Raw genomic sequence first — 12027 nt, 5'->3', positions numbered from 1 at the left:
TTTCTAATATCTCATTCAAGTACTTAATCTAGGAAGTTTCAGTGACACAAGCTTGGACCCCGATATTTCATGGATTTCGCCGCGCTCAAGGGCGGCCGGGCGTTCGCAATTTTCTGCTGATCCTCAACCTCACTGGTTTGACAGCGCCGTCTGCACGACACGTGGCACGCGATCTGACTGGCAGCCAGCTGGTGTCAATGGACCATGGCAAGGCGATCAACGGTCGCGGAGAGACACCCGTATCAAAGACCATTGAGAGTATTTCACGACACCCGAATGCCGGTGCGGTGCTCATTCTCAGTGCGCATCGTCAGGTCGCAGAAGACCTGTTGCAAATGCTGGCCGATGATGATCGCCCGATTAAAGCCGTCACACTTGATGACACGCAGCGCGATGCATTGGCGTTCCGGTCTGCCGCCGTGCGGCAAGGCGCGCAGCTGATTTCACAGATATCCCGCCAGCAACGCGAAGACTTCCCCTGGAGTGAACTGATGATAGCGCTGGAATGCGGAATGTCCGACCCGACTTCAGGTCTGGTGGCAAACCCTTTGGTGGGACTGGTGACGGACAGGCTTATTGCCGATGGGGGCGCTGGTGTATTTGGTGAGACAACGGAATGGCTGGGGTGTGAGCAATTTCTGATCGAGCGGGCCGCGAAGTCGCAAATTGCCGAGCAGGTGCAACAGGCAGTGGCGCGACGGGAACGATTGGCCAGGGAAAGCGGTATGGACCTTGTTGGCAACAATCCCAATGCGGCCAATATAGCGTCTGGCCTCAGCACAATAGAGGACAAGGCCATCGGGAGTGTTGCCAAGACCGGCAGAGCGCCGATCACAACGTTTCTCGACTATGGCGAACGGCTGCAAGGACCCGGGCTCGCCGCCATGGACGGCCCGTCCTACACACCGGAATCCCTGACAGGGCTTGTCGCCGCCGGGGCGCAGATTTCGTTGTTCACCACCGGTGCAGGCAATTCCTTCGTCAACCGCCTTGCACCAACGCTCAAGATTACCGCGAACGCCGAAAGCGTTGCGCGTCTGCCGGAACAGTTCGATTTCACTTGTGCTGACGTGTTGGCCCGCCCCGATACTATGACCGCCGCCGCCGACGCGCTTGCCGCGCGGATCATGGAAATCGCTTCAGGTGCCCTGACCTTTGGTGAGATTCTCGGCGAAGACGACGAGGTCATCGCCAGGTTTGGAGAAACTCTGTGACGACAAATGAACCGACCTATCTGGCTGTCAGGCTGCACCCAGACGACACGGTTGCTGTCGTTGTTCAATCCATCCGCACAGGCGTAAAGGTGACAATCACCGGCCCCGGGTCAGCTTTGTCGGTGACCGCTGGCGAAGATATCCCCTGCTATCACAAATTGTCGCTCAGACCAACACAACCGGGTGAGCCAGTGGTGCGAAACGGAATTGTCATTGGCAATGCAACGCAGGCAATCCTGGCTGGCGACTGGGTTCACACCCACAATTTGGTCAGCCTTCGCGCCCGCCAGACAGATGATGTGGGGGTCTGATGTCGCCTCAACCCGACACGCGCTAAAAGGAAAGCTTAAAGAGAGCTGACGCTAGCTCGAGATCTCACACGTGACCTCAAGCGTCTCCGATGCCACTTAGGAAATGGTTCAATTTAACCGTGAAGCGAGCTATATCGCCAGCTCCAGCGCCAACTCGCCACGCACGCGGTCCTCGTCGATGTCGCAGCCGAGGCCCGGGGTCTGCGGCACCAGCGCCGCCTGACCTTCGCGCGGCAGCGGTGTGCGCAGGTAATCTCCGGCCAGATGCTGCGGCCCGTTCAGATCGACGGGATAGTCGATGCCATAGGCGGCAAAGACATGGACCGAGGCGGCAAACCCGATGGGCGCGTCCATGAGCCCCGAACCGATCAGCTTCATTCCAGCATTCCGCGCCAGATCGCAGAGTTGCCTGGCATAGTGGATGCCGCCCACTTTCTGTACCTTGCAGACCAGTCCCTCGACAGCATCGCGCCGCAGCAAGTCGATGATCAGCGGCAGTCCCATGGCGGATTCGTCCAGCGCGATGTTCATGGTCGTGGCGGAGAGCAGTTTTTTCAATCCGTAAATATCCGCCATCGGGATCGGCTGTTCGAAAAGTTCGACCCCTTCCGCCTCAAACAGCTTTGCCGCGCGCAAGGCATTGTCCAGATCGTAGCCTTGATTGGCATCGACCCAGACCACCGCATCGGGGGCCATCTGATGGACCGTACGCACAATTTCGGCATCAAAAGCTGGGCTGTTGCCGACCTTGACCTTGAAGGCGCGGAAGCCCTCGGCCAGTGCGGCTTCAACTGCCTTGGCGGTTTCCTCTGGTCCTGGTTGCGAGACGAGATAGGCCAGCTCAACCCGGTCCGCCCGCTTGGCACCCAGCCATGTCTGAAGGTTGATCCCCAGCGCCTTGCAAATCAGATCATGTGCGGCCATGTCCAGCGCGCCCTTCGCAATCGGTTGGCCGGGATCGAACCCGGGGGCTAGCTCCATGTCCATCGCGGCATGCAGCCCGGCAATGTCAAAGGCGTCGCGCCTGATCAAGACCGGTGCCAGAACGTGCCGGATCGTTGTGGTGACCGAATGGATGGTTTCGGCCGACCAGCGCCTGCTCGGTCCCGCCTCTCCCCAACCCACGGTTCCGTCGTCGCCGGTCATCTTCACCAGCGCAATCTGCTTGCCCTCATCGAGCGAGCGTGACACTCCCCGCGCCAGTTTCAGCACGCCTTTCAGCGGCAGACGCACCGGCAGCACCTCAATTCGTTCAATCTTCATGTCAGCGGTTCCTCTTTCTGCCGTTCCATCCGTTTTCGCCTGTCCGCATATTCGCGCCATCCGACCACCACGATGGTCAGCACCGCGCAGGCCAGGAACATCGCGGAAATGGGCCGGGTCAGGAAAATCGTCAAATCGCCACGCCCCATGATCGCCGCCTGACGCAGCCCAACCTCGATCAGCGGGCCAAGGATGAAGCCGATCAGAAGCGGCGCGATGGGAAAGCCCAACCGGTTCATCAGATAGCCCATGACGCCGAAACCGACCATGACATAGACGTCGAAATAACTGCTTGTGGAGACAAAGATACCGGTCACGCCCAGCACCAGAACGGCCGGAAACAGCACTGGGTTCGAGACCCGTGCTGTTTGTATGAATGCGTACATGCCAAGGCGCCCGATCACCAGATGCAAGGCCGAGGCCGCTACGATCATCAGGAAGAACCCGGCGACGAATGGCCCCTGCTGTTCGAACAATGCGGGACCGGGTATAAGCCCGTGAGCGATAAAGGCACCCAGCATGATCGCTGTGATGACGTCGCCCGGAATGCCCAGCGTCAGCAGTGGCACGAAGGTCGAACTTGTCACAGCATTGTTGCCTGCCTCTGCCGCCGCGACACCTTCGATTGCGCCTTTGCCGAAGCGTTCAGGTTCGCGCGACAGGCTGCGGCTCAGCCCATAGTTCAGATAGGCGGAGACCGCTGATCCCAGTCCAGGAACTGCCCCGATAAACACCCCGATCAGCGACGAGCGCCCGATCACCGGAAGTGAGCGGCGCCAGTCGTCGCGATCCAGACAGTGGTCGGGATCGCTCAGTTTCAGTGCGCCCTTGCGCTCACGGCGCGCCAGGCTCGTTTCCAAAATGCTCAGCGCCTCGGCGATGGCGAACACGCCAATGACCAACGCGATGAACGACCAACCTCCGGAAAGCTGGCGGAAGCCGAAGGTCAGCCGGAATTCACCGCTGAGTGGATCAACGCCGAAGGTGGACAGGAACAACCCCATGGCCGCCGCGATCAGGCCCTTGACCATGTTGCCTTGGGACAAAACACCGACCAGCGTCAGTGCGAAGATGCCCAGCGAAAAGCTTTCAGGCGGGCCGATGCGCAAGGCGAAGACTGCCATGGGCACAGCAAAGGCAATAAGGGCGATATCGCTGACGAACTCCGCAATCACAGAGGCGTAGAGCGACATCTTCAGCGCCTTGCCCGCCTTGCCCTGCCGTGTCAGTTCGTTTCCATCAATGGCGGTCGCCGCCGCTGCGGGCGTACCGGGCACATTGATCAGCACGGCGGTCAGCGACCCGCCATAGGTGCCGCCCTTGTAGATCCCGACCAGCATCGCCAGACCGGCAATGGGTTCGACGTTGAATGTGATCGGCAGGGCAATGGCCACCGCCAGCGGCACGTTCAGACCGGGGATCGAACCGATAACAATCCCGACCACCAGTCCCAGCGACAGCATCAGGAATACCTGAATCGACGCAACCTCGGGAATCCCCTGAAGCAGGAAATCCATGGCGCGTCAGTTCCAGAGTCTGGCAGCAGGCAGAAGCACGATCATTACCTTTTCAAAGAACAGTAGCAACAGGCCGGGCAACACGACTGCCGAGCCGATCAGCACCCACCAGCGACGGTTGCCGTAAAGCAGACCTGCACCAATCAGGAACGCCCCGCTGGCTACCAGATAGCCGAGCCATGGCAGTGCGGCTATGTAAACTACCAGCCAGGCCACCATCATCGGCACGCGCCAGTCGAGACCCGGCGCGGGCGCGGCAAGCGTTGTTGAAGCGGCCTCTTGCTGTGGCGCAGTTCGGACCATACGCAGGACTGACCCGCCCAGCAGCAACACCGCCAGCCCCGCCATCACGACGACAACTGCGATGGGCATCGTTGTCGAGGTCACATAGGCTCCCGTAGCGTCGCTGCTCAGGAGGTTGGTGAGGAAGACCGCACAGAGGCCAAGAAGAACCAGCGCCGCCCACGCGTCCGGGTCGAGCTGTCTTCTGCTGTGCGGTCCGGCCATCACTTTTGCAGCATTGGCGCGTAGGTGTTCCAGTCGCGTTCCCAGACTTTGCCGAATTCAGCTGCTGGCAAATAGGTCAGTTCGGATGCCGACTTGAGCGCACGCGCTTGGAATTCCGGATCCTGTGCAACGGCGTCGAAGGCCGCTCTCAGGGTTTTAAGTACATCATCCGGCACACCCTTGGCGACGGCCAGGCCAACGAAGGGGCTGCCATAAACCTCGTACCCTTGTTCCTTGGCGGTCGGGATGTCGGGGAATGCTTTGTCCCGCTCGGCACTGAACACGGCGAGCCCGCGCATCTTTCCGGCCTTGATGCTGGATGCCACCGTAGCTGCATTGGCGGGAAGCAGGTCGATATCGCCAGCAAGAAGCGCTGTCGCGCCCGGCGCGCCGCCCTGTTGGGGTAAATGAACCACGTCAATCCCTGCGGTGTCGGTCAGAGCGAGTAGCGTCAAATGCGGTGCCACATCCGGCACTGCACCGAACAGGTATTTACCCGGCTCGGCTTTTGCAGCCTCAACGAAGTCGTCCAGCATCTGCCAGGGCGAATCTTCGCGCACCGTAAGAATAATAGACGCAGCCACAAGCTGACCGATTGGTTCGAAATCGTCATAGCGATAGCCGACATCGTTCTTCAGAGGCGTCAGAACATGGTTGCCTGAGGTCGTGGCAAGGATCGTATAGCCGTCCTTGGGCGCATCCAGTGCGGCTTGTGTGCCCAGCGACCCACCGCCACCTGCCATGTTTGTCACCGCGACCGGCGTGCCAAGCTCCTTGCTTAACGGCTCGGCCAGCAGACGCGCAAGCACGTCTGTGCTACCCCCTGGATTCCATGTGACGATCATCGAGATTGGCTTTTCCGGATAAGTCTGGGCGGCTGCCGCCCCGGCAAGCCCGGTCGCCATTGTCAGCGCAGCGATTGCGCTTGTGAACATCGTGGTCGGTTTCATGCTGGTTTCTCCCATTGGTGAATCTCTGCGGTGTAGTTCTGCGCCGGACACCGATCAAAAGTGCGCGGCGTGTGGCGCACGGCCTGGAGTCAGACCACTTTCAACCGTTTGGTTGAGACCAGTTTACGCTCGCGCCCCCGGTTTGTGTCAAGCTTAATCTTGCAGCGGTGAAAGGTCTGGCGCCGTACGCAGGTAGCTCAGGATCATCTCGCTCACATGGGTGCGACGGGCCGCGATCCTGTCGCTTTCCAGCAGGTCTGATTCAAAGATCACCGAAAGGGTGTAGCGGTTGGACAGAAAGAAATAGCACAGCGAGGCAATCGAGATGTAAAGTTCGACCGGATCGGCGTCACGCCGGAAACTGCCGTCGTCCAGCCCGCGCCTGATCACCCGCCCCAGGGTACTCTTCATGCTGTCCTGCAAGGCCGGGATTTCCTTGCTTGCCTTGGCGTGTCGCGCCTTGTGCAGGTTCTCGTCGTTCAGCAGAGGGACAAAATACCGGTTTTCAACGGTGTAATCGAAATTGAAGTGGATGAATTTGCGCAACGCCTCTACCGGTGACAACTCGTCAAGGTCAAGCGCCATTTCACGCTTGCGGATGTCGCGATAGGCGCGTTCCAGCACGGCACCGTATAAGCGGTCCTTATTCTTGAAGTAATAATATAGTAGCTGCTTGTTCACCCCTGCGCGCTCGGCGATCATGTTGACACGCCCGCCACCCAGCCCCACGCTCGAGAACTCATCGCGCGCCGCATCCAGAATCCGCTCGCGGGTGCCTTCGGGGTCGCGCACCCGGCCCGAAGCGGCGGAATTGGTGCGCGGGGGCACGGAGGGGCTTTCGTCATCCATAACGTCGGTTCTAACCCACAAACACGGGGCTTGCCCATGCCAATTGCCCGTTGGCCTGACGGGCGCGCAGGTAAACATGGCCTTGGCCACCCTGCAACGGTATGTTGCAACGCCCCGCGATGCGTGAGGCGTTCAGAGGCACCAATCGGTGCCATTGATAGGCTTCCTTCGGAAACGGCCCGGTAAAAAAATTCTTCGAAGTCAATTCGAGATCCGCCAAAGACATTTCACTTTTCTGCTCGACTGGCTGACGCAGCGACAGGGCTACCTTAGTCTGCGCATCCCCGGCGATCTCCAAAATCGCGCTCTGGTTCGGATTGCCTCGATAAGCATCCCGGCGCGAGGTGAAAGACCGGATCGAAAGACCGTCACTCCCATTGCGTGTGATACGGTGACGACGATCTTCGTCAAATGGCCCCGATTGCAGGCAAGGCCAGAAGTTGAGTAATCGTCCTTCCTGTACCACGACTTCCATCTCCCAATCGCAGGTTCGTTCGAGCGCCAGATCGCCCCATGGCCCCCAGCCCCATTCCAACCGGAGTTGCACAGGTTCGGCAAAGGTATCGCCGCCGAGCCGCGCGGGGGGAGCAAATTCGCGATGTACGATCTCGCCGCCCGAGATGATTTCAACGACGTCCATTTCGTCTCGCCCCCGTACATCATAGGCGATCTCGATACTGTCACGTGCGCCAAGGAACGTCCCCATGGGCGCTCCGTCGGCGGCAAAGTCGATCCCGATCCGATCGCCTGTCAGCGCATAAGTGCGCCGCGCGCGGATCGCGTCCAGAATCGCGTCGCGTGTGTTTTCCTTGACCAGCGCTGCCATCAGTCCTTCGCCATGCGCCCCCGGAAAGCCGCTGTGGCTGTCGGACGAGGCCACGAACCCGAACCGCAACCCGGAGTCGAGCGCATGGGCGACCGTGTTCGTCGTCTCGCGCCCGCCCATGGAGTGGTTAAAGAAAGGAAACGCTCCACGGTCGTCTTCGGAATTGCCGTGTTCCGAAAAAATCTCGACCACGGGCGAACAGTCACAGTTGAAGACATCCCAGTTCACGCCGCGGTGTCCCTTGGGATAGGCCAGATGATGGGGGATCATGAGCGCGCGCTCTTGCCGGCAGAACCCGCGCAATGTCTCGATGTCATTGGGGCGGATCAGCGGGCGGTAATCTTCAGGGAAGACGACGCATTGGTCACCGAACGTGCTGGAATGCCACTCAAACCCCAGAAAAGCGCTGAAATCATCAACGCCATTCGCATCGGCGATCAGATTCTGGACGGCGGGCCAGCCCTCTTCCAGCCGGCGGAATCCGTTCAGCCAATGCGCCTCGCGTCCGCCTTCCATCGGTTCCATATCGTGCCAATGAGAATGGCCGGTGAACGAAAAGAAGTCCAGGTGATGACGCGCGATATCGATGGCCCGTTCCAGTGACCCGACGCCATAACCAAGCGCATTGTGGTTGTGAATATCACCATAGAGAATCTGATATTGCGAAGTCATGACGCTTGCCTATCCTCTTGCCCTGTGGCAGTTTTCAACCAGATGGTTGATAAAGACCACAATTAGCGCATTGGTCCTTTCCATTCAAGCGGCGGAGATCATATGAACACACAATCAGATGGCATCGCCCTGCCTGATATGTTCGAAGACATAGAGGCGCTGGAGCAGTTTCTGACCGTCCCCGACGCTGGATTGATCGCAGATCTGGCCAAACTTGACGGCGATATCGCAATTCTTGGTGCAGGGGGCAAGATGGGGCCGACCCTGGCGCGCCTGGCGCAAAACGCGGCGCCGGACAAGACCGTTTATGCGGTGTCGCGTTACTCGAACAAAAATGAGCGCAAACGTCTCGACGCCCACGGTGTTTCGACCATCGCGGCGGATCTGTTGGACCGTGACGCGCTGGCCGCCCTGCCCGATGCTGCCAATGTGGTTTTCATGGCCGGGCACAAGTTCGGGGCAAACGACAATCCCGGCCTGACATGGGCCATGAACGTGCACCTGCCCGCTCTCGTCGCCGAACGCTATGCCAAGGCGCGGATCGTCGCCATGTCTACCGGTTGCGTCTATCCCTTCGTTCCCACCGACAGCCAGGGCTCGACCGAAGACGTGCCACCCGATCCGCCTGGCGAATACGCCCAGTCCTGCGTCGGACGCGAGCGGATGTTCCAGTATTTCTCGGCCCTTCATGGTACGCCGGGACGGCTGATCCGCCTGAACTATGCCATCGACATGCGCTATGGTGTGCTGCACGACATCGCCAGCAAGGTCGCGGCGGGCGAAGAGATCGACGTGACCACGGGTCATGCCAACATGATCTGGCAGGGCGACGCCAACGCGCAGGTGCTGCGCGCATTGGCGCATTGCACGACACCCACAAGCCCCCTGAACGTCAGTGGTCCCGAGACGGTTTCGATCCGCTGGGCGGCAAAGCGTTTCGGCGAGTTACTGGACCGGCCCGCCAAAATCGTCGGGGAAGAGGCACCGACCGGCTGGCTCAACAATTCGGCGCGCGCATTGGGGCTGTTCGGTTATCCCCGGGTGCCACTCGACCGGATGATGCGCTGGACCGCCGATTGGGTGACACACGACAAGCCGACCCACGGCAAGCCGACCAAATTTGAGGTCCGGGATGGAAGATATTGACGCCCCAGCGTTGCGCGCGCTGACGCCGGATGACCTGCCCGACCTTATGGCGCTGGTCAATGAAGCCGGCTGGAACCAGACGCCACAGGACTGGAAGATGATGTTGGCGCTCGGCAACGGGCGTGGGTTGGCCGATGAGACAGGACGCATCGTCGCAAGCGCTCTGACCCTGCCTCATGGCAACAGCCTCGGCTGGATCGGCATGGTTCTTGTGGCGGACGAATGGCGCAAACGCGGCTGCGCAACCCGACTGCTGGACGATTGCATCGCTGAATTGCGCGATGCGAGCCGGGTTGCGGGGTTGGACGCGACACCTGCGGGACAGCCGGTGTATGAACGCCTCGGATTTACTGGCACCGAGCGGATTTCGCGCTGGCGCCGCCCGGCCCGTGCGCCCGCTGGCAAGGTCGCGGCTGGCGTCAACATCGCAGGGCAAGACGATCTGGCACGGATTGCAGCGCTGGATGCAGAGATCTTCGGCGCGCCCCGCCCCAAACTTATCCAGGACCTGTGTAACCGCACCGACCCCTTGGGCTGGATTGCCGGTGACACCGGCTTTTTGCTGCATCGGATGGGGCGCAACGCCCGCCAAATCGGCCCGCTTTGTGCAACCGACACGGCCACCGCCGGGTGCCTGCTGGACACCGCACTGACGCAATTCGGCGAGGCGTTGGTGATCGACGCCTGTGATGCCCACTCTGGTTTCAGTGCATTGTTGGAGGCTCGGGGTTTCGTGGTCGAGCGGCCATTCACCCGCATGTATCTGGGCGCGCCGACACCCGCCGGTGATCCAGGCCGGCTGTTCGCAATCGCGGGGCCGGAACTGGGATAGTGCGACAAGCTATGTCCGCCGATATCCGCGCCCTGATCCGGCGCGGCGTGGCAAACTGTTGCCGCAGTGCTGACGCAGAAGTGTAATGCTTTACGGGCTGAATTCTCGGCGCAGGAAATCGCGATTTCTATCAATCTGCTGAACAGGAAATAGGGTATGTTGCGCGGCCCCGTTAGACGACAATAGAAAGAGAGCACATAGAATGACTGATACACCAAATGTGTTGTGGATCATGGCAGACCAGTTGCGGTTCGACTATCTCAGCTGCTACGGGCACCCCCATCTGCACACTCCCCATATTGACGCTCTGGCGGCGCGCGGCGTACGGTTTACCAATACCTACGTGCAATCGCCAGTGTGCGGACCATCGCGCATGTCCGCTTATACCGGACGCTACGTCCGCAGCCATGGCTCCACATGGAACGGCACACCGCTGCGCGTGGGCGAACCGACACTCGGCGATCATCTGCGCGAAACAGGCGCGCGGGCGGTTCTGGTGGGCAAAACCCATATGACAGCGGATCGTGAGGGCATGGCATGGCTTGGTATTGATCCGGCGAGCGAAATCGGATTGCGTGTTTCCGAATGTGGCTTTGAACCGTTTGAACGGGACGATGGGCTTCATCCCGACGGTCCCGGCCAGCAATGGTCAGCCTATGACGATTATCTGGTCAGTCATGGATATAAGTCCGACAATCCTTGGGAGGATTTTGCTAATTCCGGCCTGGACGCGGATGGCAATTTGATGTCGGCATGGCTGCTCAAGAATTCGCGCCTGCCGGCCAACGTGCCCGAAGAACACTCGGAAACGGCCTACATGACCAACCGGGCGATGAACTTTATGGAACAGGCGGTGGAGAGCGACAAACCGTGGCTCTGTCACCTGAGCTATATCAAGCCCCATTGGCCCTATATTGTGCCTTCGCCCTATCACGATATGTACGGCCCCGAGCACATTGTGGACCCGATAAGATCTCCGACCGAGCGGGACACAGATCATCCATTGTTGCGCGCCTATCAGCAGTCCCGGATTTGCCGCAGCTTTTCCCGGGACCACGTGCGCGAACACGTGATCCCGGCCTATATGGGCCTGATCAAACAACTGGACGACAATCTTGGGCGGCTGTTCGCGTGGCTGGATGAAAAAGGTTTGACGGACAACACCATCATTGCCTTCACCTCGGACCACGGGGATTACATGGGTGACCACTGGATGGGTGACAAGGATTTCTACCATGACGTCGCGGCGAAAGTGCCCCTGATCATCGCAGATCCCCGATTCGAGGCAGACAAAACGCGCGGGACGACATCCAACGCGTTGGTCGAGATGATCGACCTTGCGCCCACCTTCATGGCAGCGATGGGCTGCGCGCCCAAACCACATGTCATTGAAGGCCGTGATCTGACCCCTCTGCTCCATGCAACAGATGGTTTTTCGCGACGCTACGCCATAAGCGAGCATGATTATTCCAGCTCTGAAATGGCCCGCACCCTGAAGGTCTCGCAAGAAAATGCTCGCACGGTCATGATTTTTGACGGGCGCTGGAAATATATCCGTTGCGAAGGCTTTCCTCCGATCCTGTTTGACCTTGAATCCGATCCAAACGAGTTCACCAATTTGGGTAGGAGTGACGCACCCGAACACAAGCAGATTCGTACTGACATGGAACAGGCTCTCCTGTCTTGGTCAATGCAACATCACACGCGGATCACAGCAACTGCAAACGTCCTGGCAAGGCAAGGAAACGCAGCAGAACGTGGCATCCTGATGGGATTCTGGGACGAGGCCGAATACGAAGAGACCACAGGCAAACCATTCAGCAGCCTCAAGCCAACAGGAGCACCGCCATTCAAACCGGCAAATGAATAATCATGTAGATATGTCGTTACTCGCGGGACATTTCCATTAACCTCCCAGTTCTGGGATGAAGGAGATGTTC

At 59.5% G+C, this 12027-nt stretch carries 11 protein-coding genes; 5 read left to right on the top strand and 6 right to left on the bottom strand.

The annotated features are described in order from the left end of the window. Window positions 1–41 precede the first annotated feature (41 nt). Both RAL88_RS18665 and RAL88_RS18660 read left to right on the top strand, forming a co-directional pair. A complete protein-coding gene (locus RAL88_RS18665) occupies window positions 42–1214 on the top strand; it encodes a UxaA family hydrolase (RefSeq protein WP_306265517.1) in 1173 nt (390 codons plus the stop codon). Continuing rightward, entirely contained in the window at window positions 1211–1525 is a 315-nt protein-coding gene (locus tag RAL88_RS18660; protein WP_306265515.1) for a UxaA family hydrolase, read from the top strand. The genes RAL88_RS18665 and RAL88_RS18660 overlap by 4 nt, the downstream gene beginning before the upstream one ends. Window positions 1526–1654: 129 nt before the next feature. Here the strand turns inward: RAL88_RS18660 and RAL88_RS18655 are convergent, their stop codons facing one another. From RAL88_RS18655 to RAL88_RS18630, 6 genes are all read right to left on the bottom strand, one after another. Then, entirely contained in the window at window positions 1655–2788 is a 1134-nt protein-coding gene (locus RAL88_RS18655; protein ID WP_306265513.1) for a mandelate racemase/muconate lactonizing enzyme family protein, read from the bottom strand. Then, window positions 2785–4305, bottom strand: coding sequence for a tripartite tricarboxylate transporter permease (locus tag RAL88_RS18650; protein ID WP_306265512.1), 1521 nt, complete (start codon window positions 4303–4305; stop codon window positions 2785–2787). The genes RAL88_RS18655 and RAL88_RS18650 overlap by 4 nt, the downstream gene beginning before the upstream one ends. 6 nt (window positions 4306–4311) lie before the next feature. After that, the gene (locus tag RAL88_RS18645) at window positions 4312–4812 is read right to left on the bottom strand and encodes a tripartite tricarboxylate transporter TctB family protein (protein ID WP_306265510.1); all 501 of its coding nucleotides are present in this window, start codon (window positions 4810–4812) and stop codon (window positions 4312–4314) included. Beyond that, window positions 4812–5762, bottom strand: coding sequence for a tripartite tricarboxylate transporter substrate binding protein (locus RAL88_RS18640; protein ID WP_306265508.1), 951 nt, complete (start codon window positions 5760–5762; stop codon window positions 4812–4814). The genes RAL88_RS18645 and RAL88_RS18640 overlap by 1 nt, the downstream gene beginning before the upstream one ends. A 153-nt stretch (window positions 5763–5915) precedes the next feature. Next, a complete protein-coding gene (locus RAL88_RS18635) occupies window positions 5916–6611 on the bottom strand; it encodes a TetR family transcriptional regulator (RefSeq protein ID WP_306265507.1) in 696 nt (231 codons plus the stop codon). Between the two features lie 10 nt (window positions 6612–6621). Then, window positions 6622–8109 (bottom strand): DUF3604 domain-containing protein, encoded by a 1488-nt coding sequence (locus RAL88_RS18630; protein ID WP_306265505.1) that lies wholly within the window; start codon window positions 8107–8109, stop codon window positions 6622–6624. Between the two features lie 102 nt (window positions 8110–8211). Here RAL88_RS18630 and RAL88_RS18625 point away from each other — a divergent pair, with 102 nt between their 5' ends. From RAL88_RS18625 to RAL88_RS18615, 3 genes are all read left to right on the top strand, one after another. Further along, on the top strand, window positions 8212–9255 hold the full coding sequence (locus RAL88_RS18625) for an NAD(P)-dependent oxidoreductase (RefSeq protein ID WP_306265504.1): 1044 nt from the start codon (window positions 8212–8214) through the stop codon (window positions 9253–9255). Further along, window positions 9242–10087, top strand: a complete 846-nt coding sequence (locus RAL88_RS18620) for a GNAT family N-acetyltransferase (protein WP_306265503.1) — start codon at window positions 9242–9244, stop codon at window positions 10085–10087. Before RAL88_RS18625 ends, RAL88_RS18620 begins: the two co-directional genes overlap by 14 nt. Window positions 10088–10289: 202 nt before the next feature. After that, entirely contained in the window at window positions 10290–11957 is a 1668-nt protein-coding gene (locus RAL88_RS18615; RefSeq protein WP_306265502.1) for a sulfatase-like hydrolase/transferase, read from the top strand. Window positions 11958–12027: the final 70 nt, after the last annotated feature.

Origin of the sequence: Pararhizobium sp. IMCC3301, assembly GCF_030758315.1 — a bacterium.
Lineage (GTDB): Bacteria > Pseudomonadota > Alphaproteobacteria > Rhizobiales.
This window is presented reverse-complemented; position numbering and strand designations above follow the sequence as displayed.